The sequence below is a fragment of the Stenotrophomonas pictorum JCM 9942 genome, from assembly GCF_001431585.1.
Classification (GTDB): Bacteria; Pseudomonadota; Gammaproteobacteria; order Xanthomonadales; family Xanthomonadaceae; genus Stenotrophomonas; species Stenotrophomonas pictorum.
The window spans coordinates 65,891-90,405 of record NZ_LLXS01000021.1; the positions used below are offsets into that span (position 1 = coordinate 65,891).

Consider the following 24,515-nt stretch of genomic DNA (forward strand, 5'->3'; position numbering starts at 1 on the left):
CTGCACTCTACGGGTTCTGGCTGCCGGAGCTGCCGTTTGATTGCTGCTGCGCCTGCTTGCGCCGGGCCTGGATGCGTTCGCGGATCGACCTGATCTCGGCCGCGCCGGGCATCGGCACCGCCGCATCGGAATCGGCCGCTGCCGGCGGGATGGCCTCCACCGGCGGGGCCGCCGGCGGAAGCGTGCCGGCCGCTGCGGCATCGGCGGCGGCGTTCCCGCTGCCGTTGAACACCTGCAACTGCAGCTGCAAGGTACCCGGCGGCCCCGACACCACCGCGCTGCGCGGCGCCAGGGACAGCAACTGCCAGCCGGCCACCGGTTCGCCGCCCAGCCGCAGGCGCAAGGACTGGCCCTGATCGGTGGTCAGCGTTGCCAACGCCGTGCCGGGAGCCATCAACACGCCGGTCAGCCGCACCGCTGTCGCTGCCTGGCCGTCCGCCTCCAGAACAAACGGGTGCGGCTGGCGGTCCGGCGCGAACAGCGGACGCGAGGTGGCGGCGGCGTAATCGCCCGCCGGCCCGAGCCGGTCTGGAGCGGGCGCCGGGATCCGCGGAAGGGCCGGGGCGCCCCGGTCATCGGCCGGCCCCGGCAGCCGGCTGCCGAGCCCGCACAGCGTGGCGATCCACCCCAGCAGTGCCCATGCCGCCAGCGTCGCCAGCCACCAGGTCCGCAATCCAGCCACGTCAGGGCGCATGCACCGCTCCTGCCGCCGGCCCGTGCGGTTGCGGGCGCAGATAGCCGGCCAGCTCGAAGGCCGCATCCAGTCCGCCGCCACTGGCGCCCGGCGGCGTGGCGGCGGGTTGGGCGAGGATATCCAGACGGGTGAGCTCCAGATAAGGACTGCCACTTTCCAGGGCATGCAGCACGGCGATCAGCTCGCGGTTGCCGCAGCGCAGCCGCGCCTGGATCGCAACGCGCACGAAGCGCCCGCTGTGATCGGCCGGCAACGGCGAGCGGTCACTGATCGCGCAGCTGCGATTGCCCGGACTGGCCTGGCGCACCGCCGTTTCCAGCCGCTGCACCAGCGCCGAGGCCGCCCGCTCGGGCGATAGCTCATCCATGAACCCGGGTTGCAGGGCCAGTTGCTGTTGCGCCTGTTGCAGGCGCTGGGCGATCTGCGGCGCCTGCCGCAACTGCAGGGCGATGCGCTGCTGGCGTTCCTGCAACGCCGCCACCTGCGCATCCACCTCCTGCAACGGCCGGATGAACAGCGGATGGATCAGCAGCAGATAGACCAGCGCCAGCGCCAGCAACAGCAGCGCCAGGGCCAGCCAGCGGTCACGGCGTGTGGGGGACAGCGCCATCGGCGGTCTCCATCACGGGCGGTTGCAGCTCGGCAACGAGCGTGAAGCGGTCACGGCCGCCCGTCGATTGCAACACGCCGGTCAATGCCGGTGTCTTCCAGTGCGGAGAATCCTCCAGCAGCGGCACCAGCGCCGAAGCGCTGCCACTGAAGCCGATCAGCTGCAGGCGGCCATTTTCCACGTCCAGTTTTTCAACCCAGGTGTCTTCCGGCAGTCGCAGGCTCAATTCGTCGAGCAGCCCGGTCATCGCCACCTGCTGCGTGCCGCGTTGCGTGAAAAACGCCTGTCCATCGAGCAGATCCTGCAACTGCTGCGGCTGCGCGGAAACCGCGCGCGCGCGCGCCGCCAATCCGTCGACCTGGGTGGCCAGCGCCGCGGCCGCCTGCCGGCGGTTGTCCAGCAACTGCCAGCCGGCCAACACCAGCATGACCAGCGCCGCGAGCAGCAGCAGGCGATTGAACCGTCGCAGCGGTTGCTGCCGCTGCCGGCGCTGCGCCAGCGGCAGCAGATTCACCGCCAATGGCTCGCCATCGGTATCCAGCACGTCCACCCCGTCGAGCTGGCCGGCCCAGGCCTCGCGCGGCGACATCAGCGTTTCCAGCTGCTGCCGCGGCACCACCACCAGCTCCACCTCCAACGGTCCGTCGCCATGACGCGACACCACCCGCACATCGAAGAACACCTGGTCGGCGGAAAAAGGCGTCTGCCGGTCGATCTCGAAGCGCACCACTTCCCGCAGCCGGGTCTCGGCCGCGGCCGGCAACTGCAGGCGCCGACGTAGCACCGCCGCGGCGGGCAGCACCGCAACGCGGGGCAGCGCGCGCTCCTGCGCCGGCAAGGCCGACTCCAGCACCGCCGGTGTCACCGGCGCCACCAGCCGCTGCAGCGGCACGGTCCGGCCGGCCCGGCAGCGCGAAACCTGCACCGCGTCAGGCGCTGGCGACAACAGCAGGCGCGCGTCCGAACAACCCAGCAAGACCCGCCATTGCGCCGGCAGCCAGGACAGCAGGGCACGCGACCACCAGTGCCGGAAACCTCCGATCCCTGGTGCAAGGTTTGCCCCCAGCTTTTCCAGACTTCCCCGCACCGCCGTCATCGTGCCGCCGCTCCCTGTTCCCAGCGTATTACCGTGTAGCCGCCTGTCCCCGCGCCGCTGCCTGCGCGGACCACCGCGCGCAGCACCACCTGACGCTCGCTGCCGAGCTGCACCCGGCTGTCGATACTATAAGTGCCGTTGCCGGCCGATGCCGGCGGCGCGGGCGAAGTTCCATCGATGACGGCCATGGGGCCCCGCTCACGTGCGGCGATGACCTGCGCGGCATCCAGCCCCATTGCGGTCAATACCGGCGCGGCGGTAAAACGGACGTCCGGCTGCGGAGTGCCGAACACCGTCACCAGCGGCGCCAGCCGCGTGTACAGCGCCGCATCCATGCCCAGCAGCAGCTGCAGCTCGCCGACAGTCTCGAACGGTGCGTTCTTGGCGCCATACGGCAGACCGGCGGCAGCGTAGTCACCCGACTCGGCGCCCCCAGCCGGTTGCAGCAGTTCATCGCGATCGCGCCAGTCGACCATCGCCCCGGCCAGTTGCGAGGCCCGCGCCGGCTCCACCGCCAGCGCGCGCAGCAGCCCTTCCAGCAACGGCCGCTCGGCCAGGTTCAGATCGACCTTGCCGGTTTCAGCCACGATCCGCAGCTCCACGGTGCGGCCATCAAACTGCCAGCGATAGGGACGCCCATCGGCCTGCCACGCCGGCCGCAGCGGATCGGGCCGCAGGCGCGAGAGCGCATATTCCAGACCGGCGCGCGCGGTCTGCTGACCGGCGGCCATCTGCGCAAGCACCCGGCCCTGCAGGTATTCCACCTTGGCGGTGAGCGCGAACGTGCCGATGGTCGCGGCCAGCAACGCCACCACCCACAACACCAGCACCAGTGCGGCGCCACGCGACCTCATCGCCATCCCCCGGCACGGCCGTACTGCGGCGGGGCCACCAGCAGCGGCGGCCAGGCAGGTCCCTGCTGCGGAATGATCTCGATGGATACCAGCACCGGCAGCCGCGCCGGCGTTGCCCACTGCTCCTGCCAGTCCATCAGCGCACCGGTCCGCGGATCACGACCGCGGTAGCGCAACCGTACCGCCTTCAATCCATCGACCAGCAGCTCGGCGCCACGTACCGGTTGCTCTTCAATGCGCGTGCCGGCCTGCAGCAGGGTCAGCGAGACCGTCAGCCGCAACGCCTGTCCGTCGTCCTGAACCTCCAGCTCATGCAGGTAGGGGCCCCCGCGGCCGAGATAATCCGGCACCTCGGCGACAAACTGCAGATGCCGCGCATCGCCGATGAACACCGGTGCGGTGCCGGTTTCAGGATCGACGGCGCCGATCGCCAGCGGCATCGCCGCGCTCAAGCGCCGGCGCAGGAAGCCATCGACCGCGCGCATCCGTTCGTTGCCGCTGGCGATGGTCTCACCGCGGGTACTGACCGCCAGTGTCGAGCGCACCGCGGCGAACGCCAGCGCCATGCCGGCGGCAAGCAACACCGTGGCCAGCAGGATTTCGATCAGGGTGAAGCCGCCCATCGCACGTGACCGTGATCTCATGGCACCCCCTCGGCAATCGCCGGGCTGCGCAGTCGCAACGTGCGCCAGCGCAACTGCTCGGTCGGTGCCTGGCCCCAGCGCACCTGCAGATCCAGCTGCCACAGCGCCGCGTCCGGCGCGGTCTGGCGCGGCTCCAGGTAAGGCGTCACCTCCAGCGTCCAGCGATAGCGGCCCTGCTCCCAGTCGCCCTGGCGCCGTCCCGCCGCCAATGGGGCCTCGATACCGGCCGCCGTCAGCAGCGACTGTGCATGCAAGGCCGCGCGCCCATGCGCGTCGGCCGTGCGCACCTGCCGCGCGGCCCCGGACAGGCTGCCCAGCAGCAGGGTCATCGCCAGCGCCAGCAACGCGAACGCGACGATCACCTCGATCAGCGAATAACCGCGCTGCTGCTTCATCGCGCCGCATCCGCGCGCACCGGGCCCGAGCTCACCTCACCGGTGATCCAGCTCACATCCACCCGCCACACCGCACTGCCCGAACTCAGCTCGATACGCCCGCCGGTGGAGGCGCCGTCTTCAAAAAAACCGATCACGCCTTCGTCAGTGCGCGCCTGTGCCTGACGGGCACCGGCAAAGCGCACCGCCAGGGCGGCCGGCAGCTGGCCATCACGCCCGCCAGCGGCCTGCCAACGGCGCGTGCGCGGATCGATGCTGAAGCGCTGCGGCACGCCGCTGACGACAGCCTGGGTGCGGGTATGCCGCAGCTGCGCGGCCACCTCCTTGCCGGCCGAACGCAGGCGCATGCCGGCCAGCCCGCCGTTCATCGCCATCGCCGCGATCAGGCCGATGGCCGCCATCAAGGCCAGCACCAGCAGCATCTCCAGCAACGACATGCCCGCCACCGCGGGCCGGCGGTACGCGCGACGCGGCCGCTGATGCGGAAAAACAGGCGCGGACAGCGTGGGCATCGGTCTTACTCGACGCTGATGTCCGCGTCGTAACTGCTGCCACCGGGGCGGCCGTCCTTGCCCAGACTTTTCAGATCGAACGGGCCGGCTTCGCCCGGCACCCGGTACTCGATGGCATGACCCCACGGATCATTGAACTCGCTGGGTTTTGCATACGGCCCCAGCCAGCCGCTGACCCCGGCCGGCTGCGCGGCCAGATCCTCGAGCTTGGCCGGCAGCCGGCCGGTATCGAGCTGGAAGTTCTCCACCTTGCCGGCCAGGGTCTGGATCTGGGTCTTGGCCAGATTGGCTTTGCCACGGTCCGCCCCGCCCAGTACGCGACTGCCGACCACGGTAAGCACCGCGCCGATCAACACGATGACGATGATGATTTCCAGCAGGCTCATGCCCGCCTGGTGGCGGCGCGCGTGCGGTGCTCGTTGGGTGCGTCTCATGACAGTCTCCACAGTTGCGGCATTTTCCGGATTCAGCCGATGGCATTGGTCAGGTCGTACAGCGGCACCAGCACGGCGATGATCACCATGCCGACCACCGCCGCCAGCAGCAGGGTGATCACCGGCACGAGCGCGGCAAGCAGGCGGTCGATGGCCCGCGCGGTTTCCTGTTCGAAGGTGTCGGCGGTCTTGTGCAGCATGCTTTCCAGCGCGCCGGACTCCTCGCCCACCTGGATCATCTGCAGCGCCAGCCGCGGGAACCGGCCATTGCGGCCCAGCGCGGCGGACAGGCCGATGCCGTTTTTCACGTCCTCACGGGCGGCGCCGACATCGGCGGCCAGCGCGCGATTGCCCAGCACATTGCGGGCGATCCCCAGCCCGGCCAGCAGCGGCACGCCGTTGTGCAGCAAGGTGCCCAGCGTGCGCGCCAGCCGCGCGGTTTCCAGCTTGCCCAGCAACGGGCCGACCATCGGCCGCCGCAGCAGCCAGCCGTCAAAGGCCAAGCGGAAATCCGGATCGCGCCGTTTGCGTTCGACCCACAGCAGCGCCAGCGCCGGCACCACCAGCAGCACGATCCACCCCTCGCGCACCAGCAGACCCAGCTGCAGCACCGCCCGGGTGAACCACGGCAGCGCCACCTCCAGACTTTCATACATCTGCGCGAACTGCGGCACCACGTAGCCGAGCAGGAACAGCAGCGCCAGCCCCACCACCAGCAGCAGGATCGCCGGGTAGATCAGCGCGTTGATCACCCGCCCCTTCAACTGCTGGCTGCGCTCCAGATAATCGGCCAGCCGCTGCAGCGTTTCATGCAGACTGCCGCCGGCCTCACCGGCGCGCACCATGTTCACGTACAACCGCGAGAACACCCCGTGCTGATGCTCCAGCGCCTGCGACAGCGGTGCACCGGCGCGCACCGTCTGGCGGATATCGCCGATCACCCGCTGCTGGGCCGCATCCTCGGGCGTCTCCAGCAGAATCGACAACGCCCGGTCCAGCGGCTGCCCCGCCCCCAGCAAGGTGGCCAGCTGCTGGGTGAACCGCACCAGCGCGGCGCCATCGAACGGACGCCGGCGCCACGGCTTCCAGCCGCCGCCCGCGACACCCGAACCACTGGACAGGCGCACCTCGACCGGCAGATGGCCCTGTTCCTGCAGGCGCGCGACCACCTCGCTGTCGCTGGCCGCTTCCTGCTGCCCGTCGAGCAGCTCGCCGCGCGTATCCAGCGCCTTGTAGCGGTACAGCGGCATCAGCAATGCGTCTCCGGATGGAGCGATCCCAGACAACGGCTCATGCGTCCTCCGTCACCCGCAGCACTTCTTCCAGCGTGGTTTCGCCACGCAGGGCTTTGCCGATGCCGTTCTCGTACATGGTGCGCATGCCGGCCGCACGCGCGAGCTGCTCGATCTCGCCCATGCCCGCCTTGCGCATCACCGCACCGCGCAGCGCATCGTCCATCACCAGGAATTCGACAATGGTCGTGCGGCCCAGATAGCCGGTAGGTGCCAGCGCCGAGGGCTGCGGCCGGTACAGGTGGATCTCACCCTGCGGCTGGAAGCGGCGCAGGTCGAAGCGTTCGATTTCTTCCGGCGATGCTTGATAACGCAAGGCGTGGGTCGGCTCCAGCCGCCGCACCAGACGCTGGGCCAGGATGCCGTTGATGGTGGAGGTGAGCAGGTAATCCTCCACGCCCATGTCCAGCAGCCGGGTGATGCCGCCGGCGGCGTTGTTGGTATGCAGGGTGGACAGCACCAGATGGCCGGTGAGCGCGGACTGGATGGCGATGCGCGCGGTTTCCACATCGCGCATCTCGCCGATCATGATGATGTCCGGGTCCTGGCGCACGATGCTGCGCAGCGCGCTGGCGAAATCCAGCCCGATCTGCGGCTTGGCCTGGATCTGGTTGATGCCTTCGAGCTGGTACTCGACCGGGTCCTCGACGGTGATGATTTTCACCTGGTCGGTGTTGAGCTGGCTCAGCGCGGTGTACAGCGTGGTGGTCTTGCCCGAGCCGGTCGGACCGGTGACCAGCAGGATGCCGTGCGGCTGCTCCAGCACCTTGCGGAACTGCGGCAGGAAGGCCTCGTCAAAGCCCAGCCGCTGGAAGTCGAACACCACCGTCTCGCGGTCCAGCAGGCGCATCACCACGCTTTCGCCATGCGCGGTGGGCATGGTGCTCACGCGCAGGTCCAGCTCCTTGCCCTGCACCCGCAGCATGATGCGGCCGTCCTGCGGCAGCCGCCGCTCGGCAATGTTGAGCCGCGCCATGATCTTGATACGGCTGATCACCGCGGCGGTGAGATTCACCGGCGGGCTCTCGCCATCGACCAATACGCCGTCGACGCGGTAACGCACCTTCAGGCGGTTCTCGAACGGCTCGACATGGATGTCCGAGGCGCGCAGCTCCACCGCCCGCTGGATCAGCAGATTCACCAGCCGGATCACCGGCGCTTCGGAAGCCAGATCGCGCAGGTGCTCGATGTCATCGAGCGGCGCAGCCTCGCCATCGGTCGATTCCAGCAGTGCATCCATCGCGCTGCGGCCCTGGCCGTGCCAGCGTTCGATCAGGTCGGCGATCTCGCTGCGCACGCCGACCGCCGGTGCGACCTCGCAGCCGGTGGCCAGCTGGATCGCTTCGATCGCGTAGCGGTCATAGGGATCGGCCATCCACAACGCGATACGCCCGCGCTGCTCGCCCAGCGGCAAGACATGGAACTGTTTGAGAAAGCGCAGCGCGATCGGTTGCACATCCTCGACCAGCTCGGGCGGCGCGGTTGGCACGTCTTTGACCCCCAGCAGGCGCAGGCCAAGCACCTGCGCGCAGGCGTCGGCATGATCGCGCTCGGATACCAGTCCCAGCCGTGCCAGCAACCCCAGCAGATCGCCGCCGGCATCGCGCTGCAGTTGCCGCGCACGCAGCAGATCCGGCTCTTTCAGCCGGCCCTGGGCCAGCAGCAGCTGGATGATGCGTTCGGCAGGCGCAAGAGTGGCGTCGTTGGCTACCGCGTTCACGCAATCCTCCTGTGTTGCCGGAACTTTAGCAGTTCGCCCGCGCGTTCCGTCCGCGCGCAGCAACCGATGGCGCATATAAAGGAAACCCCGGCAATGCCGGGGTTCCCGGATACCACCGTCGATCACTTACTGGCGTGCCACCAGGCTCACCCCGCTGTAGGCCGAAGCCCCCACCAGCTTGATGTAGTAGGTCCCCGCCGCCGGCGCGGTGAAGCGCACCGTCTCGCTGTTGCCGGCGCGCGCGGACTTGGCGTCGAATACGGTGCTGCTCGGCTCCTCGCCCAGGCGGACGTACAACGAGACATTGCCGGTACCGCCGTAGGTGAGGATGCTCAGCACCGCGCCGGCCTGTGCCTGGAAGCTGTACAGCGCTTCGCTGCCGGCCGCACCGGCCAGACCGGACACCACCACCTTGTTGGTCAGCGGCGTGGCGACCGGGCCGCAGGTGTCCACCGCCGGATCGCACGGCACCTCCAACGCCTTGTCCAGCGCGGCTTTGGCATTGACGATACCGCTGCCGATCGGTGTGGCGGCCGGGATGGTCACCGGGAACGGCCGCGCGGTCTGTTTCAGCAGCGCTTCGAGCTGGGCCGGGGTGAGGATGTCGCGATTGGCTGCTGCCAGTGCCCCCTGCACCAGCGCGCCCACCGCGGCGACATGCGGCGAGGCCATCGAGGTGCCGCCCATGCCCATATAGCTGTAGGCGCCGGAGGTGGGCGTGGTCGTGCCGTTGTAGCCGGCCTGCCAGACATAGCCGCCCGGATTGCCGTCGACCCCGCCGCCACCGCCGGGACCGGACAGATCCACCACCGCACCATAGTTGGAGTACGAGGCGATGCCACCGGTAATACGGGTCGCGCCCACCGCAACCACGTTGTTGCAGCTGGCCGGACGGTAGTTGCCGGCGTTGGCCGCGCTGTTGCCTGCGGCCACCACCACGGTGGTGCCACGCGACACCGCGCCGTTGATCGCATCCTGGTAGACGCTGCCGCAGGTGCCGTTGCCACCCAGACTCATGTTGATGATCTCGGCCGGAGTGGCATTGGCCGGAATACCGGCCACGCTGCCACCGGAAGCCCAGGTCACCGCATCGGCGATGTCGGACAGGTAGCCACCGCATTTGCCGAGAACGCGCACCGGCAGCACCTGCGCCTTGTAGGCGACCCCGGCCATGCCGATCCCGTTGTTGGTCGCCTCGGCGATGGTGCCGGCGACGTGGGTGCCGTGCCAGGAGCTGTCCTCGGCCGGGGTGTTGGGGCCGCATTCGTTGGCCGTGGCCACCCAGTCGCCATAGTCCAGCGCACCCGGCACACGGTCATCGGTGGGGCGCCGCGAGGTCTCGGCATCGGAAATGAAGTCATAGCCCTGCAGCAGGTTGCCGGCGAAATCCGGATGGCCCGGCAGGATCCCGGTATCAAGCACCGCCACCACCACGCCTTCGCCCTGGGCGATGTCCCACGCCGCCGGCGCGTTGATGCCCCCGGCGGCGTTGTGCAGGTGCCACTGGTAGGTCTGGTAGTACTGGTCGTTGGGGACCAGCTGCGGCTGTTCCTTCGCCTTGGGCGAATCCACACGCTGCAGTTTGACGTCGGCTTCGGCGTACAGCACCGCCGGATCGGCGGCGATTTCGGCCACCACCTTGTCCAGCTCGGCCCGGTTGAGCCGGGCATCGAGGCGCATCAGATCCGCGCCCACCCCCAGCGTGCGCACATGCTCGGCCCGGATCGCCGCAGTACGGGCCTTGCCTGCGCCGAGGCTGGCACGGGACAGCGCCGACTGCACCACCGACACTTTGGTGGAACGGTCGCGCGCGGCGGCGCTGCCGGTACGATATTTGACAATGATGCGGCTGGAGCTCTGGACCGCCGCCGCAGCTTGATAACCAGCCGAAACCGGCACCCACGCCGATCAAGCTGTCATCACTGCTGAACGTGCCGCCCAAGGTCACCGTGGCGTGCGCTGATCGCCCGCTGATAGCCAATGGACCCCACCCGGTTCTGTTTGCGCACGCCGCGTCGCTGGTGGCCATGTTCAACATCGCCGCGTTCATGGCGCCCTAGCGATCGATACGGCGCAGGTTGCGATACCGCAGGCGGCAACGATATCGAGGAGGGCGCGCTGCGCACCGACCAGCGTCATCACCGCGCAGCTGCCATCATCCTAGGTCACTGCGTTGGCGGTCACCCCTTCCAGCGTGCCGATGCGGTTGTCGATTTTTTTTCTTCATCGCACAAATTTCATGGAAACCCGTTGTGGAACAGGCGGATGCGGCAACTTTCTGTCGGCCGCCGCCGCGCCCGATTCCGCGCATAAAAAAACCCGCAGGCCTTGGCCTGCGGGCGTTTCGGAGGGTTTCCCGGATTCAGCTGGAAATGTCCTCAGTGGCGGCGGATCAACCGCACCATACTCTTGCGTTGCGGAACATCCGCAGCCACGGCGAGTCCTCACCCCAGCCGGCCGGCGCCCAGCTCAGGTTGACCGTGCGCGGGGTGCGCTCGGGGTGCGGCATCAGGATCGTCACGCGGCCATCGGCCGTGGTCAGGCCAGTGATGCCGTCCGGCGAGCCGTTCGGGTTCAGCGGATACTGGTCGGCCACGCGCCCATCGCCGTCGACGTAACGCAGCGCAACGCTGGCGGCGGCCTGGTCCACCGCGCTGGCGAACTCGGCGCGGCCTTCACCATGCGCCACCGCCACGGGCAGACGCGAGCCGGCCATGCCGCGCAGCAGGATCGACGGCGACTCCACCACTTCCAGCAGCGCGGTTCGCGCTTCGAACTGCTCGCTGGCGTTGCGCAGGAACTTCGGCCAGTGCGTGGCACCGGGAATGATGTCCTTGAGCTGGCTCATCATCTGGCAACCGTTGCACACGCCCAGTGCGAAGGTGTCCGGGCGGGCGAAGAAGGCCGCGAACGTCTCGCGCAGGGCCGGACGCTCCAGGATCGAGGTCGCCCAGCCACGGCCGGCACCGAGCACGTCGCCGTAGCTGAAGCCGCCACAGGCGGCCAGACCCCGGAAATCGGCCAGTTGCACGCGCCCTTCAATCAGGTCGCTCATGTGCACATCGAAGGCGTCGAAACCGGCGCGCTCGAAGATGGCGGCCATCTCGATCTGGCCGTTGACGCCCTGCTCGCGCAGGATCGCCACCTTCGGCCGGGCGCCAGTGGCGATGAACGGTGCCGCCACATCCTCGGCCGGATCAAACGCCAGCCGGGGTTTCAGCCCCGGGGCGTTGAAGTTGCGGGCGATGGCACGTTCCTGGTCTGCCGCTTCCGGGTTGTCACGCAACTTCTGCATGGCGTGAGTCACCGACCACCAGGCGTCGAACAGCTCTTCCCAGCGCCATTCCACCAGGGTGTCGCTGCCCAGCTGCACGCGCACCACCGGGGCGGTGGTCGGGCGGGCGATGCGCTGCGCGCACTCGGTCAGCGCATGGCGCTCGACCAGGTCGGCGAACGCGGCGCGGTCCTCCCTGGCGATCTGCACCACGGCGCCGAGTTCTTCGTTGAACAGGCTGCGGAACGGATCATCGCCCCAGGCGTCGAGCACGATATCCAGACCCAGCCGCGAGGCGAAGGCCATCTCGCACAGCGCGGCAAACGCGCCGCCATCGCTGCGGTCGTGGTAGGCCAGCAACAGCCCCGATTCACGCGCATCGCGGATCAGTTCGAAGAACGCACGCAGGCGCTGCGGGTCGTCCAGGTCCGGCACCTCGCCGGCAAAGGCCGGCAGCGGGCTGTGGTCGGCATGGGTCTGGGCCAGGATCGAACCGCCCAGACGCTGCTTGCCCGCGCCCAGCCCGATCAGCCACAGCTCGCTGTCGGCGTCGCGATCCAGCAAGGGGGTCAGCTGCTGGCGCGCATCGCCCACCGGCGCGAACGCCGATATCACCAGCGACACCGGCGACACCGACTTCTCGGTCTGGCCGTCGGCCTGCCACTGCGCCTGCATCGACAGCGAGTCCTTGCCCACCGGGATGCTGATATCCAGCGCCGGGCACAGCTCCATGCCTACCGCCTTGACCGCGTCATACAGCAGCGCGTCTTCGCCCTCGTGGCCGCAGGCGGCCATCCAGTTGGCCGACAGCTTGACCGTCTCCAGCGCCGTCACCGGCGCCGCGCACAGGTTGGTGATGGCTTCGCCGACGGCCATGCGCGCCGAAGCGGCGGCATTGAGCAGCGCCAGCGGGGTGCGTTCGCCCAGCGCCATCGCCTCGCCGGCGTAGGTGTCGAACCCGGCCAGGGTGATGGCCACATCGGCCATCGGCAGCTGCCACGGGCCGACCATCTGCTCGCGCGCGGTCAGGCCGCCGACGCTGCGGTCACCGATGGTGACCAGGAAATTCTTGGCCGCCACGGTCGGATGGGCGAGCACGCGCAGGCCCGCCTGGTGCAGATCCAGGCCGGCGGTCCTGAGCTGCGGCCAGCGCGGTGCCGGCGGATGGGCGGTGTCGCGGTGCATCTTCGGCGCCTTGCCGAACAGCACGTCCATCGGCAGATCGATCGGCGCATCGGCCGGGGTGTTGCCCGGGGTTGCGCCGTAGGCCACCACCAGATGTTCCTCGGCCGTGGCTACGCCGACCGCGGCGAACGGGCAGCGCTCGCGCGCGCAGATCGCGGCGAACTCGGCCAGGCGCTCCTGCGCCACGCCCAGCACGTAGCGTTCCTGCGATTCGTTGCACCACAGCTCCAGCGGCGACAGCGACGGATCGTCGGTGGGTACCTTGCCCAAGTCGATCACGCCGCCGACATTGGAGTCGTGCAACAGCTCGGGAATGGCGTTGGACAGGCCGCCGGCACCCACGTCATGGAAGAACTTGATCGGGTTGTCGGCGCCCATGGCCACGCAACGGTCGATCACTTCCTGGCAGCGGCGCTCCATTTCCGGGTTGTCGCGCTGCACGCTGGCAAAATCGAGGTCTTCGGCGCTTTCGCCCGAAGCCACCGACGAGGCCGCACCGCCGCCCAGGCCGATCAGCATCGCCGGGCCGCCAAGCACGATCACCGCATCGCCTTCCTGCAGCGGGATCTTCTCCACCTGCACGCGGTCGATCGCGCCCAGACCGCCGGCCAGCATGATCGGCTTGTCATAGGCGCGGGTGATACCGCCTTCGGGCAGCTCGAAGCTGCGGAAATAGCCCAGCAGGTTCGGCCGGCCGAACTCGTTGTTGAATGCGGCGCCGCCGAGCGGGCCCTCGAGCATGATGTCCAGCGCCGGCGCCATGCGCGGGTTCAGCGCGCGCGGCGCTTCCCACGGCTGCGGCAGGGCCGGGATACGCAGGTGCGAGACCGAGAAGCCGGTCAGGCCGGCCTTGGGCTTGCCACCGCGGCCGGTCGCGCCTTCGTCGCGGATCTCGCCGCCGGCACCGGTCGAGGCGCCCGGGAACGGGGCGATCGCGGTCGGGTGGTTGTGGGTTTCGACCTTGATCTGGAACGCGCTGGGCACCACCGCTTCACTGCGGTACTTGCCGCTGGCCGGGTCCGGGCGGAAGCGCGCGGCCGGCGCACCGGCCACCACCGCGGCGTTGTCGCTGTAGGCGCTCAACGTGTGCTGCGGGGTCTGCTGGTGGGTGTACTTGATCATCTTGAACAGCGAGCGGTCCTGCTCGGTGCCGTCGATGGTCCAGCTGGCGTTGAAGATCTTGTGGCGGCAGTGCTCGGAGTTGGCCTGCGCGAACATCATCAGTTCGACGTCGGACGGATCACGGCCCAGTTCGCCATAGCGCTGGCGCAGATAGTCGATCTCGTCATCGGCCAGGGCCAGGCCCAGGCGCTTGTTGGCCGCGGCCAGATCCTCCAGCGCGATACGCTCCAGCGTGCCGCGGCCGACGCTGTTGAACAGCGTCTGCGCCTGGTCGATGTCGGCCAGCAGCGACTGGGTCATCGGATCGTGCAGCAGCTTGGCCACGGCGGCCTGCCGGGCCGGGTCGGCAGGCCAGCCAGTGAGGTCGATGCGGGTGCCGCGCTCGACGCGCTGGATCGCCAGGCCGGCACCACGCACCAGCTCGGTGGCCTTGCTCGACCACGGCGACAGCGTGCCCAGGCGGGGCACCACATAGCGCGAGACTGCGCCTTCGGCGCGGGCGGCGCTGTGCGGCTGGCCCTGCAGGATGCGTCCAAGCGTGGCCAGGTCGACCGCGCCGGGATCGGCGGTCTGGGTGAAATAGACGTGCCAGGCACCGGTGATACGCAGGTCGGCGGCGATGGACTGCAGGCGGGATTCAAGACGTTCGCGGCGGAACGACGAAAGGGCAGCTGCGCCCTCGAGGACGATCATGTCCGGGAGACCATGGTGGAAATGGGCCCGCCATTGTACCGGAGCCGGCACTGGGCCGGCTCCGTCGGATGTCACAGGGTTGCCGTCAGCGCCCGGCTCAACGGCTGGCGGCGGCCGGCAGCCGCTCCAGCGCGGCCTTCAGCTGCGCCGGCGGCAGGTAGCCGCCCAACTGGCTGCCATCGGCGGCGAAGATCGCCGGCGTGCCGTTGATGCCCAGCTGCTGGCCGAGGTTGTACTGCATCGCCACCGGGTTGGTGCAGGTCCGCGACGGCACCGGCTGCCCGCCCTTGGCGGCGGTCAACGCGGCCTTGCGGTCGGCCGCGCACCAGACCGAGATCATGTCGGTGTAGTCCTTGCTGCCCAGGCCCATGCGCGGGAACGCCAGGTATTCCACGGCGATGCCGTTGCGGTTGAGCTCGGCGATGTCCTGGTGCAGCTTGCGGCAGTAGCCGCACTCGATATCGGTGAACACGCTGATGGTGTACTTGGCGTTGGGCGGCGCGAACACGATGCGGTCGGCGTGCGGCAGCGTGTCCAGCAGGCCGCGGCGGTAGGCCAGCAGGCCCGGGCTGGTGGCCATGCCGCGCTTTTCGATGTCGTACGGGGCCGACTGCATCAGATAACGGCCGTCATCGGTGACGTACAGCACCTGCCCGGACACGATCACCTCGCGGAAGCCGGGAAACGGCGCCGCGCCGATGTAATCGGGCTTGAAATTCGGATCCAGCTGCCTGAGCGCCTCGCGCACCCGCTTGTCCACCGCGCCCTCGGCGGCCGGCGCGGCGGCCGTGGCCGCAGCCGGGGCCGACGGGGTCTGCTGCGCGCAGGCGGAAAGGCTGATCGCGCCCAGCAGCGCGGCAATGGCAATTCGGAACATCGGCAACCTGAAGAGAAAGGGGCAACCCGGCGATTCTCGCATACCGCCGCCGGCGCCCGACCTATCCGCGCGGATGGTGCCGGCGATGCAGCTTCTGCAGGTGCTCGCGCGCCACCAGGGTGTAGATCTGGGTGGTGGACAGCGAGCTGTGCCCCAGCAGCATCTGCAGCGCGCGCAGATCTGCGCCGTGATTGAGCAGATGCGTGGCGAAGCTGTGGCGCAGGCCGTGCGGACTGATTCTCGCCGGATCGATCCCCGCCACGGCGGCACAGGTTTTGACCAGCGCCCAGAACTGCTGGCGGCTGAGCGGCTGGCGTTTGTCATCGACAAACAGCGGCACCTGCCCATCTATCGTGGCCGGCACCGGCTTGCCGCCGGTCAGCAGCGGCCGGGCCTGATCCAGATAGCGCTCCAGCCAGTGCTGGGATTCCTCGCCCAGCGGCACCAGCCGCTCCCGGCTGCCCTTGCCGGTGACCCGCAGCACGCCCTGGCGCAGGTTGACCGCGTTGGCCGGCAGATGGACCAGCTCACTCACCCGCAGGCCGGCGGCGTACATCAGTTCCAGCATCGCCCGGTCGCGCAGGCCGACCGGAGTGCCGATATCGGGTGCCGCCAGCAGCGCCTCGATCTGGCTTTCCGCCAACGCCTTGGGCAGCGGACGTGGCAGCTTCGGTGGCTCCAGCAGCGCGGCCGGATCTTCGGCACGTTCTCCGCGGCGCACCGCCAGCGCGAAGAACGCACGCAGGGCCGAGAGCAGGCGCGCATTGCTGCGCGCCGTCCAGCCGTGCCGGGTGCGCCAGGCCAGATAGTCGAACAGTCCGGCACGATCGATCCCGGCCAGACCGCCACCGGCACCGTCACGCCAGCGCGCCAGGCCTTCCAGATCGCGGCGGTAGCTGTCCAGCGAGGCCCGCGCCAGGCCCTGCTCGGCCCAGATCGCATCGAGAAAACGCTGGATGTGGCGGCCATCGGCATCGCGCAACGGCGGCAGCTGCCGCACCAGCTGGCGGCGTTCGGCGGGAGTCGTAATCGAAGACATCGGCAACAGCATAGAACCTGCCCGCCGCCGGCGCCCAGCCAACCGCGGGCCACAAGCCCGTATGCTCGCCCCATGAGCGAACCGAGCGCCGTCCCCGAACGCCCCAGCGCGCTGCTGCCGCGCCGCCTGGCCGCCCTGTTTTATGACCTATGGCCGGCACTGGCGCTGTGGATGCTGCTGTCGGCGCTGTTCACCCTGGGCTTCACTGTTGCCGGGCACGGCGCGCGCGAGAACATCGCCCCCTTCAGCGCACTGCAATGGCTGCTGTGGCTGAGCTGCTGGGTCATCGCCGGCCTGTACGCCACCATCAGCTGGCGACGCGGTGGCCAGACCCTGGGCATGCGCCCGTGGCAGCTGTACCTGCGTGGCGAAACGGGCGCGCCGCTTCGCTGGTCCACGCTGTGGCTGCGCTATCTCGGCGGCACCGTGTCACTGCTGTGCGGCGGACTGGGCTTCTGGTGGGCGCTGGTCGACAGGCAGAAGCTGACCTTGCATGACCGCCTCAGCGGCACCCGGCTGGTGCGCATCCCCCGCGGCGACTGACCCGACTACGCCGCAGCCTCGGCTGTGCGGCCCCGTGCATTTGCGCGCGGCCGGCGTTCAGCGCCGCCGGTGGAACAGCCAGCGCGAGATCAGCAGCATCAGGATCGGCGGCAACGCATAGGCGATGCGGTAGTCGAACTTGAGCGCGCCGGCCATGCGGCTGAAGAACATCTGCAGCAGCAAAAAGCCCAGCGCGAACAGCATCCCCATGAACAGCCGCTTGCCCATGCCGCCACTGCGCAGCGAACCGAAGGCGAACGGCACCGCCGCCAGGCACAGCGCCAGCACGTTCAACGGATAGAACCAGCGCCCCCAGTAGGTGTCCTCGTAATCACGCGCGTCCAGCCCGTTGCGCTTGCGGTACTCGATGCTGGTGCGCAGCTCGGCGGCACTGAGGTTGCGCGGCTTGGCCAGACCGGCCGCCAGCGCGGCCGCATCCAGCTGCGAGTTCCACGGCTCGCTTTCGACCGTGGTGCGCGTGACTACGCGCTCAGCGAAGCGGTCGCGGCGGACCTTCTCCAACACCCAGCCGCCGGCGTCATGCCGCGCAGTCACCGCGTAGGTCAGCGTGGCCAGACGACCGGCCGCATCCAGCTCGTACAGGCGCACGTCATGCAGCACCAGCCGGGTGGCACCGTCTTCGGTCAACTGCTCCTCACCGGTCTGCGCATTGAGGAAGGTATCGCCTTCGCGGGCCCACAATCCCGAATACCGGGCCATGGCCATGTCGGTCTCGTAGCGGGCACTGGAACGCAGTGCATCGGCGCGGTTCTGCGCCCACGGCGACAGGGTCTCGCCATTGATGACCATCACTGCCGTCAGCAGCGACAGCGCGATCGCCACCGATATCGCGATCCGCCGCCGCGACACACCCACCGCCCGCAACGCGGTCAGCTCCGAGGTCGCGGCCAGCTGCCCAAGCCCCATCAGCGCACCGATCACCGCCGCCATCGGGAACAGCGTGTAGGCACGGCGCGGCAGCGTATAGGCGGTCCAGGCGATCGCATGGCCGAAGGTGTAGCTGCCCTGGCCGATGTTCTTGGCCTCGCCGGACAGTGCCAGGATCGCATCCAGGCCCAGCAGCACCATCCAGACGACCGCAACCGTCAGCAGCACGGTGCGACCGATATACAGGTCATGGATACGCGGCATCAGCCTCATGCCGCCGCCCTCCGGCGGCGGGCCAGCCGGCCGTCGCGAAAGTACAGCCACAGCGCCAGTGCCAGCAACGGCAGCGTCAGCCACCACAGGCCGGCGGCGGCCGGCAGTTTGCCCTTGGCCAGCCACTGGGTACCCACGATCATCAGGTTGATACCCACCAGATAGGCCAGGAAGGCCAGCATGATCGGGCCATAACGCTGTTGCCGCGGCGCACTGCGCGCCAGCGGCAGGGTCAGCAGGGCGAACGCCAGCGCCAGCAGCGGCGGAGTGATGCGCCAGTGCAGCTGGGCCTTGGCCTCCACCCGCGGATCGGACAACAGCTGCAGCGTGGACAGCATTTCCGGATCATCCTGCTCCCGCGCGTCCTCGCGGTCGGGCAGACCGACCTCGTTGCTGGCATAGCGCATCAGGCGGTAGTCCAGCGCGCCATTTTCCGGCCCCTCGACACGGTAGCCGTCTTCCAGCCGCAGGAAACGCTGGCGCTCGCCCTCAAAAAACATTGAACCTTCGTTGGCCGACACCAAGTCGATCCGGCCATCCTTCTGCCGCTGCATGAACACCTTGCCCATGCGGGTGCCGTTCTCGCTGAGCGAGGACAGATAGACGATGCCGCCTCCCGGCAGCGAGGTGAACTGGCCCGGCTCCAGTCCGGCCACCACCATCGAGCGGCTGGCGCTTTCAACCATCGCCGTGGCGGTGCGGCTGGCCCACGGCCCCAGCCACAACGAGCACAGCCCGACCACCAGCACCACCGGCACCACCAGCATCAGGATCGGCTTGAGCAGGCGCCGGGGACCGACACCGACGGCGGTCAGCACCGCCATTTCAGAATCCCGGTACAGCCGGGCGATGGCCAGCGCCAGGCCCAGCATCAGCGCCAGCGGCAGGATGATGGGCAGATAGGCGATGAACTGCAGGCCCAGCTGCGACAGCAGCAGGCCGGCAGGCATGCGGCCGTCGGCGATGCGGCCGAGGATATCCACCAGCACGCCGCCCACGCTCACCACCAGCAGGACTGTCAAAGTGGCCAGAAAGCTCTGGATGAAGTCGCTCAGCAGGTAGCGGTCAAGCTTCGCCATGGGGTCGGTGGTTTAAACTCTCGGTTTCGTCCGCGGGATGCCCGGCCACACCGGCCATGCATGAACAGACCGCGATTGTACGGATTTGGCAACGGAATCTGATCAATGTCTCTGGAATTCACCCTGAACCACGCCGCCCCGGCCACCGCCGGATTCGATTGCATCGTCGTTGGCGCTTTCGCCGACAAGTCGCTGTCCCCGGCCGCGCAGGCGCTGGATGCCGTCGCCGGCGGACGCCTCAAGGCGCTGGTCGAGCGGGGGGATGTCGGCGGCAAGACCGGCAATTCGACACTGCTGCACGATGTGGCCGGCGTCACCGCCCCGCGCGTGCTGGTGATCGGCCTGGGCGATCCGGCCAAGTTCGGCGTGGCCCAGTACATCAAGGCCGTCGGCGATGCCGCCCGCGCCCTGAAGAGCGGCGCCACCCGCAGCGCCCTGCTCACTTTGGCCGAACTGCCGGTCGCCGGCCGCGATGCGGCCTGGAACATCCGCCAGGCGGTGATCACCGCCAACCACGCCAGCTACCGCTACAGCGCCACCTTCGGCAAGAAGAAGCCCGAGCCGGCCGGTCTGGAAACGCTGGCGGTCCTGGGTACCGACGACACCGCGCTGGCCCAGGGCCAGGCGATTGCTTCGGGCGTGGAATACGCCCGCGAGCTGGGCAACCTGCCGCCGAACTACTGCACCCCGGCCTATCTGGCCGAGTCCTCGCTCAAGTTCGCCGCCGAACACGACGGTGCCGAAGCCGAGGTCCTGGACGAGGCGCAGATGGAAGCCCTGGGCATGGGCTCGCTGCTGGCCGTGGCCCGCGGCTCGGCCAACCGGCCGAAGCTGGTGGTGCTGAAGTGGAACAACGGCGGTGACGCCAAGCCGTACGTGCTGGTCGGCAAGGGCATCACCTTCGATACCGGCGGCGTCAACCTGAAGACCCAGGGCGGCATCGAGGAAATGAAGTACGACATGTGCGGCGCGGCCAACGTGATCGGCACCTTCGTCGCCGCGGTGAAGGCCAAGCTGCCGCTGAACCTGGTGGTGGTGGTGCCGGCGGTGGAGAACGCCATCGACGGCAACGCCTACCGCCCCTCGGACGTGATCACCTCGATGTCGGGCAAGACCATCGAAGTGGGCAACACCGACGCCGAAGGCCGCCTGATCCTGTGCGACGCGCTGACCTACGCGCAGCGCTTCGAGCCGGCCGCGCTGATCGACGTGGCGACGCTCACCGGTGCCTGCATGGTCGCCCTGGGCCACCAGACCGCCGGCCTGATGAGCAAGCACGACGATCTGGCCAACGAACTGCTGGCCGCCGGCGAGCACGTGTTCGACCGCGCCTGGCGCCTGCCGCTGTGGGACGAATACCAGCCGCTGCTGGATTCGACCTTCGCCGACGTCTACAACATCGGCGGCCGCTGGGGTGGCGCGATCACCGCCGGCTGCTTCCTGTCGCGCTTCACCGAAGGCCAGCGCTGGGCGCATCTGGATATCGCCGGCGTGGCCAGCGATGAAGGCAAGCGCGGCATGGCCACCGGCCGGCCGGTCGGCCTGCTGAGCCAGTGGCTGCTGGACCGCACCGCGTAACAAGCGTTACCAGACCAGGGCCGGCTGCAACCTCCGGCCTTGGTCCGCGGCTTCTTCCTTCTTCACGCATCGAGTCTTCATGTCCCGTGCCGATTTCTACCTGATCGCCAAGCCGCGCTTCCTCACCGAACCGCTGCGGCTGGTGTGCGAGCTGGCCCGCAAGGCCAACGACGGGAACCTGTACACCCTGGTGCTGGCGCGCGATGCCGCCCAGGCCGAGGAGCTGGACGAGCTGCTGTGGTCCTTCGACCCGGACGCCTACATCCCGCACCAGATCGTCGGCGAGGATGTGGACGAGGAGGAAGCCATCGTGCTGATCGCCACGCCGGGCGCCGAGGCGCCGCAGCGGCCGCTGGTGATCAACCTGCGCGACGAGCCCTATCTGGGTGCCTGCGACCGGGTGCTGGAAGTGGTGCCGGCCGATCCGGCCGCACGCGAACCGCTGCGTGAGCGCTGGCGCCAGTACAAGGCCGCCGGCTACACGCTCAACAAATACGACATGTAAAGGACTACCCATGCGCCTGCTGATCGCCATCCTGTTGCCGTGGCTGGCTTTCTTCACCATCGGCCGCCCCATTTCCGGCATTGTCTGCCTGATCCTGCAGCTGACCCTGATCGGCTGGCTGCCCGGCGCCATCTGGGCCGCCTACGCGGTCAGCCAATACCACACCGACCAGAAGATCCAGCGCGCCCTGGGCCGCTGATCTCCCTTCCCCGCCTTTTTCCGGTTTTCCCCGCATGACCCAACTCGCCTCCAGCTACGACCCCAAATCCTTCGAAACCGATCTCTACGATGGGTGGGAGAAGGCCGGCCATTTCAAGCCGTCCGGCAAGGGCGAGCCGTACACCATCCTGCTGCCGCCGCCGAACGTCACCGGCACCCTGCACATGGGCCACGCCTTCCAGCAGACGCTGATGGATGCGCTGATCCGCTACCACCGCATGCGCGGCTACGACACGCTGTGGCAGGTGGGTACCGACCACGCCGGCATCGCCACCGAGATGGTGGTCAGCCGCAACCTGGCGCTGGAAGGCAAGGGTGAAACCCGCGATTCGCTGGGCCGCGATGGCTTCATCGACAAGGTGTGGGAGTGGAAGGCGCATTCGGGCAACGTGATCGAAGGCCAGATGCGCCGCCTGGGCACCTCGGCCGACTGGTCGCGCAGCACCTTCACCATGGACCCGGGCCCGAGCGAGGCGGTGATCGAGTCCTTCCTGCGTTGGCACGAACAGGGCCTGATCTACCGGGGCCAGCGCCTGGTCAACTGGGATCCGGTGCTCAAGACCGCCATTTCCGACCTGGAAGTGGAGAGCGTGGAAGAAGACGGCTTCATGTGGTCGATCGCCTACGCGCTGGAAGACGGCGCCAGCTACGAGCACGTCGAAGTGGATGCCGACGGCAACGAGACCCTGCGCGAGACCCGCAACTATCTGGTCGTGGCCACCACCCGCCCGGAAACCCTGCTCGGCGACACCGCAGTGATGGTGCACCCGGAAGACAGCCGCTACGCACACCTGATCGGCAAGCGCGTGACCCTGCCGCTGACCGGCCGCAGCGTGCCGGTGATCGGCGACGAGTATGTGGACAAGGCCTTCGGCACCGGCGTGGTCAAGGTGACCCCGGCGCACGACTTCAACGATTACCAGGTGGGCGTACGTCACAGCCTGCCGATGATCAACCTGTTCACCCCCACCGCCACGCTCAACGACAACGCTCCGGAAAAATACCGCGGGCTGGACCGTTACGACGCGCGCAAGCTGATCCTGGCCGAGCTGGAAGACCTCGGCATCCTGGTCGAGACCAAGGCGCACAGGCTGCAGGTGCCGCGTGGCGATCGCACCGGCCAGGTGATCGAGCCCTATCTGACCGACCAGTGGTTCGTGAAGATGGACGGGCTGGCCAAGCGCGGCCTGGAACTGGTCGAGAACGGCAGCATCAAATTCGTGCCGGGCAACTGGATCAACACCTACCGCCACTGGATGGAAAACATCCAGGACTGGTGCATCAGCCGCCAGCTGTGGTGGGGCCACCGCATCCCGGCGTGGTTCGACGAGGCCGGCAACTGCTACGTGGGTCGCAACGAGGCCGACGCCCGCGCCAAGGCCGGCCTGGGCGCCGACGTGGTGCTGACCCAGGACAGCGACGTGCTGGAGACCTGGTTCTCCTCGCAGCTGTGGCCGTTCTCCACGCTGGGCTGGCCGAATGAAGCGGCCATGGCGCAGCGCGGTTTCGAGCGCTACCTGCCGTCGAACGTGCTGGTCACCGGCTTTGACATCATCTTCTTCTGGGTGGCGCGCATGATCATGGCCACCGACAGCTTCACCGGGCAGATCCCGTTCAAGGACGTCTACATCACCGGCCTGATCCGCGATGCGCAGGGCCAGAAGATGTCCAAGTCCAAGGGCAATGTGCTCGACCCGCTGGACATCATCGACGGCATCACCATCGACGACCTGGTCGCCAAGCGCACCCACGGCCTGATGCAGCCGAAGATGGCCGAGAAGATCGAGAAAGCCACCCGCAAGGAATTCCCGGACGGCATCATTGCCCACGGTGCCGACGCGCTGCGCTTCACCATCGCCGCGCTGGCCACCCACGGCCGCGACATCAAGTTCGACATGGGCCGTGCCGAGGGCTACAAGAACTTCTGCAACAAGCTGTGGAACGCCAGCCGCTTCACCCTGATGAACACTGAAGGTGCGAGCTTCAGCGGCGCACCGCAGCCGCGCACCGATGCCGAGCGCTGGATCCTGGCGCGTCTGGCCAAGGTCGCGGCCGAAGCGCAGCAGCACTTCGCCGACTACCGCTTCGACCTGCTGGCGCAGGCGCTGTACGAGTTCGTCTGGAACGAGTTCTGCGACTGGTTCCTGGAGCTGACCAAGCCGGCGCTCAACGGCGTTGTGCAAGGAAGCACGAGTGCCGCTGAAGGCAGGACGCCGGGAGCGGCCGACAACGCCACCGACGCCGCCAGCACCCGCCACACCCTGCTGTACGTGCTGGAAGCCGTGCTGCGCCTGCTGCACCCGCTGACCCCGTTCGTCACCGAGCAGCTGTGGAAGCAGGTGGCGCCGCGCCTGGGCCTGGAAGTGGACACGCTGTCACTGCGCAGCTACCCGACCGCCGCCGAGTTCGCCGGCGACTACGCCCAGGCCGAAGCCGACGTGGAATGGTTCAAGACCATGGTCAGCGCGTTGCGCCGCGTGCGCAGCGAGCTGAACGTGCCGCCGTCCAAGCAGATCAAGCTGCTGCTGCAGGGCGGCACCACGGCCGACCGCAGCCGGGTGGAGCGTTTCACCGCCCAGCTGCGCTTCCTGCTCAAGCTCGAAACGGTCAGCTGGCTGGCCAACGATGAGGCCTGCCCGCCGGTAGCCCCGGCGGTGGTCGGCGAGCTCAAGCTGCTGGTGCCGCTGGAAGGCCTGGTCGATCTGGACGCCGAGCGCGCGCGCCTGGACAAAGAGATCGCCCGCGTTTCGGCGGAGAAGGAGAAGAGCCAGACCAAGCTGTCCAAGTTCACCGACAAGGTGCCGGCGGCCGTGGTCGAACAGGAGCGCGTGCGCCTGGTCGACTGGGAAACCCAGCTGGCCGGCCTGCAGGAACAGCGCGCCAAGTTGTAAGCCCTGCAGCTCCGCTGACTGAAAACGCCGCCTGCGGGCGGCGTTCTCTTTACGCCTCGCCGCTGCCTGCGGCGGAATACCCAAACGAAATCGGCCAT

The 24,515-nt window shown here is 68.5% G+C and carries 20 protein-coding genes and 2 pseudogenes; 5 read left to right on the forward strand and 17 right to left on the reverse strand.

The genetic code is table 11. The annotated features are described in order from the left end of the window. Positions 1-7 precede the first annotated feature (7 nt). From ARC78_RS08585 to xerD, 15 genes and pseudogenes are all read right to left on the reverse strand, one after another. The gene (locus tag ARC78_RS08585; RefSeq protein ID WP_057506099.1) at positions 8-694 is read right to left on the reverse strand and encodes a hypothetical protein; all 687 of its coding nucleotides are present in this window, start codon (positions 692-694) and stop codon (positions 8-10) included. Further along, entirely contained in the window at positions 684-1,304 is a 621-nt protein-coding gene (gene gspM / locus ARC78_RS08590) for a type II secretion system protein GspM (protein WP_057506100.1), read from the reverse strand. The genes ARC78_RS08585 and gspM overlap by 11 nt, the downstream gene beginning before the upstream one ends. Beyond that, positions 1,279-2,400: a PilN domain-containing protein gene (locus tag ARC78_RS08595; RefSeq protein WP_057506101.1), complete on the reverse strand. Its 1,122-nt coding sequence runs from the start codon at positions 2,398-2,400 to the stop codon at positions 1,279-1,281. Before ARC78_RS08595 ends, gspM begins: the two co-directional genes overlap by 26 nt. Beyond that, positions 2,397-3,254, reverse strand: a complete 858-nt coding sequence (locus ARC78_RS08600) for a type II secretion system minor pseudopilin (RefSeq protein WP_057506124.1) — start codon at positions 3,252-3,254, stop codon at positions 2,397-2,399. Before ARC78_RS08600 ends, ARC78_RS08595 begins: the two co-directional genes overlap by 4 nt. Next, positions 3,251-3,898, reverse strand: a complete 648-nt coding sequence (locus tag ARC78_RS08605) for a general secretion pathway protein GspJ (RefSeq protein WP_057506102.1) — start codon at positions 3,896-3,898, stop codon at positions 3,251-3,253. The genes ARC78_RS08600 and ARC78_RS08605 overlap by 4 nt, the downstream gene beginning before the upstream one ends. Next, positions 3,895-4,293 (reverse strand): type II secretion system protein XpsI, encoded by a 399-nt coding sequence (xpsI, locus tag ARC78_RS08610; RefSeq protein ID WP_057506103.1) that lies wholly within the window; start codon positions 4,291-4,293, stop codon positions 3,895-3,897. The genes ARC78_RS08605 and xpsI overlap by 4 nt, the downstream gene beginning before the upstream one ends. After that, on the reverse strand, positions 4,290-4,730 hold the full coding sequence (xpsH, locus tag ARC78_RS08615; RefSeq protein WP_241772707.1) for a type II secretion system protein XpsH: 441 nt from the start codon (positions 4,728-4,730) through the stop codon (positions 4,290-4,292). Before xpsH ends, xpsI begins: the two co-directional genes overlap by 4 nt. An 80-nt stretch (positions 4,731-4,810) precedes the next feature. Next, positions 4,811-5,239, reverse strand: a complete 429-nt coding sequence (gene gspG, locus ARC78_RS08620) for a type II secretion system major pseudopilin GspG (RefSeq protein ID WP_145974302.1) — start codon at positions 5,237-5,239, stop codon at positions 4,811-4,813. Between the two features lie 32 nt (positions 5,240-5,271). Beyond that, entirely contained in the window at positions 5,272-6,489 is a 1,218-nt protein-coding gene (xpsF, locus tag ARC78_RS08625; RefSeq protein ID WP_057506126.1) for a type II secretion system protein XpsF, read from the reverse strand. Between the two features lie 40 nt (positions 6,490-6,529). Next, positions 6,530-8,251, reverse strand: coding sequence for a type II secretion system ATPase GspE (gene gspE / locus ARC78_RS08630; protein ID WP_054659709.1), 1,722 nt, complete (start codon positions 8,249-8,251; stop codon positions 6,530-6,532). A 126-nt stretch (positions 8,252-8,377) separates the two neighbouring features. Next, positions 8,378-9,799, reverse strand: a pseudogene (locus ARC78_RS08635) (S8 family peptidase); the annotation flags it as partial. Between the two features lie 334 nt (positions 9,800-10,133). Continuing rightward, a pseudogene (locus ARC78_RS17125) lies at positions 10,134-10,346 on the reverse strand (hypothetical protein); the annotation flags it as partial. 297 nt (positions 10,347-10,643) lie between these two features. After that, positions 10,644-14,525 (reverse strand): phosphoribosylformylglycinamidine synthase, encoded by a 3,882-nt coding sequence (gene purL, locus ARC78_RS08640; protein WP_057506105.1) that lies wholly within the window; start codon positions 14,523-14,525, stop codon positions 10,644-10,646. Positions 14,526-14,622: 97 nt separating this feature from the next. Beyond that, a complete protein-coding gene (locus tag ARC78_RS08645; RefSeq protein ID WP_057506106.1) occupies positions 14,623-15,402 on the reverse strand; it encodes a DsbC family protein in 780 nt (259 codons plus the stop codon). 61 nt (positions 15,403-15,463) lie between these two features. After that, the gene (gene xerD, locus ARC78_RS08650; RefSeq protein WP_054658465.1) at positions 15,464-16,441 is read right to left on the reverse strand and encodes a site-specific tyrosine recombinase XerD; all 978 of its coding nucleotides are present in this window, start codon (positions 16,439-16,441) and stop codon (positions 15,464-15,466) included. A gap of 72 nt (positions 16,442-16,513) precedes the next feature. Between xerD and ARC78_RS08655 the strand changes: the two genes are divergently transcribed. Beyond that, complete coding sequence (locus ARC78_RS08655; RefSeq protein ID WP_054658461.1) at positions 16,514-16,984, forward strand: RDD family protein; 471 nt, start codon at positions 16,514-16,516, stop codon at positions 16,982-16,984. Between the two features lie 57 nt (positions 16,985-17,041). Here ARC78_RS08655 and lptG read toward each other — a convergent pair whose 3' ends face one another. After that, positions 17,042-18,145 carry an LPS export ABC transporter permease LptG gene (gene lptG / locus ARC78_RS08660; protein WP_054658459.1) on the reverse strand — a complete coding sequence of 368 codons (1,104 nt, stop codon included), beginning with the start codon at positions 18,143-18,145 and terminating at the stop codon, positions 17,042-17,044. Then, positions 18,142-19,224 (reverse strand): LPS export ABC transporter permease LptF, encoded by a 1,083-nt coding sequence (gene lptF, locus ARC78_RS08665; RefSeq protein ID WP_054658457.1) that lies wholly within the window; start codon positions 19,222-19,224, stop codon positions 18,142-18,144. The genes lptG and lptF overlap by 4 nt, the downstream gene beginning before the upstream one ends. A 105-nt stretch (positions 19,225-19,329) precedes the next feature. Here lptF and ARC78_RS08670 point away from each other — a divergent pair, with 105 nt between their 5' ends. The 4 genes from ARC78_RS08670 (at position 19,330) to ARC78_RS08685 (ending at position 24,417) form a co-directional block, all read left to right on the forward strand. Beyond that, positions 19,330-20,802 carry a leucyl aminopeptidase gene (locus tag ARC78_RS08670; RefSeq protein ID WP_054658455.1) on the forward strand — a complete coding sequence of 491 codons (1,473 nt, stop codon included), beginning with the start codon at positions 19,330-19,332 and terminating at the stop codon, positions 20,800-20,802. Between the two features lie 79 nt (positions 20,803-20,881). Continuing rightward, positions 20,882-21,307, forward strand: coding sequence for a DNA polymerase III subunit chi (locus tag ARC78_RS08675; RefSeq protein ID WP_054658453.1), 426 nt, complete (start codon positions 20,882-20,884; stop codon positions 21,305-21,307). A gap of 10 nt (positions 21,308-21,317) precedes the next feature. Then, positions 21,318-21,506, forward strand: coding sequence for a YqaE/Pmp3 family membrane protein (locus tag ARC78_RS08680; protein WP_054658451.1), 189 nt, complete (start codon positions 21,318-21,320; stop codon positions 21,504-21,506). 34 nt (positions 21,507-21,540) lie between these two features. Further along, a complete protein-coding gene (locus ARC78_RS08685; protein ID WP_057506107.1) occupies positions 21,541-24,417 on the forward strand; it encodes a valine--tRNA ligase in 2,877 nt (958 codons plus the stop codon). The last annotated feature ends 98 nt before the right edge of the window (positions 24,418-24,515 follow it).

Bases quoted from the DNA above. Each gene is read 5' to 3' on its own strand.
- ARC78_RS08585 (WP_057506099.1), bottom strand. From the start codon at position 694: ATGCGCCCTGACGTGGCTGGATTGCGGACCTGGTGGCTGGCGACGCTG.
- gspM (WP_057506100.1), bottom strand. From the start codon at position 1,304: ATGGCGCTGTCCCCCACACGCCGTGACCGCTGGCTGGCCCTGGCGCTG.
- ARC78_RS08595 (WP_057506101.1), bottom strand. From the start codon at position 2,400: ATGACGGCGGTGCGGGGAAGTCTGGAAAAGCTGGGGGCAAACCTTGCA.
- ARC78_RS08600 (WP_057506124.1), bottom strand. From the start codon at position 3,254: ATGAGGTCGCGTGGCGCCGCACTGGTGCTGGTGTTGTGGGTGGTGGCG.
- ARC78_RS08605 (WP_057506102.1), bottom strand. From the start codon at position 3,898: ATGAGATCACGGTCACGTGCGATGGGCGGCTTCACCCTGATCGAAATC.
- xpsI (WP_057506103.1), bottom strand. From the start codon at position 4,293: ATGAAGCAGCAGCGCGGTTATTCGCTGATCGAGGTGATCGTCGCGTTC.
- xpsH (WP_241772707.1), bottom strand. From the start codon at position 4,730: ATGTCGTTGCTGGAGATGCTGCTGGTGCTGGCCTTGATGGCGGCCATC.
- gspG (WP_145974302.1), bottom strand. From the start codon at position 5,239: ATGAGACGCACCCAACGAGCACCGCACGCGCGCCGCCACCAGGCGGGC.
- xpsF (WP_057506126.1), bottom strand. From the start codon at position 6,489: ATGCCGCTGTACCGCTACAAGGCGCTGGATACGCGCGGCGAGCTGCTC.
- purL (WP_057506105.1), bottom strand. From the start codon at position 14,525: ATGATCGTCCTCGAGGGCGCAGCTGCCCTTTCGTCGTTCCGCCGCGAA.
- ARC78_RS08645 (WP_057506106.1), bottom strand. From the start codon at position 15,402: ATGTTCCGAATTGCCATTGCCGCGCTGCTGGGCGCGATCAGCCTTTCC.
- xerD (WP_054658465.1), bottom strand. From the start codon at position 16,441: ATGTCTTCGATTACGACTCCCGCCGAACGCCGCCAGCTGGTGCGGCAG.
- ARC78_RS08655 (WP_054658461.1), top strand. From the start codon at position 16,514: ATGAGCGAACCGAGCGCCGTCCCCGAACGCCCCAGCGCGCTGCTGCCG.
- lptG (WP_054658459.1), bottom strand. From the start codon at position 18,145: ATGAGGCTGATGCCGCGTATCCATGACCTGTATATCGGTCGCACCGTG.
- lptF (WP_054658457.1), bottom strand. From the start codon at position 19,224: ATGGCGAAGCTTGACCGCTACCTGCTGAGCGACTTCATCCAGAGCTTT.
- ARC78_RS08670 (WP_054658455.1), top strand. From the start codon at position 19,330: ATGTCTCTGGAATTCACCCTGAACCACGCCGCCCCGGCCACCGCCGGA.
- ARC78_RS08675 (WP_054658453.1), top strand. From the start codon at position 20,882: ATGTCCCGTGCCGATTTCTACCTGATCGCCAAGCCGCGCTTCCTCACC.
- ARC78_RS08680 (WP_054658451.1), top strand. From the start codon at position 21,318: ATGCGCCTGCTGATCGCCATCCTGTTGCCGTGGCTGGCTTTCTTCACC.
- ARC78_RS08685 (WP_057506107.1), top strand. From the start codon at position 21,541: ATGACCCAACTCGCCTCCAGCTACGACCCCAAATCCTTCGAAACCGAT.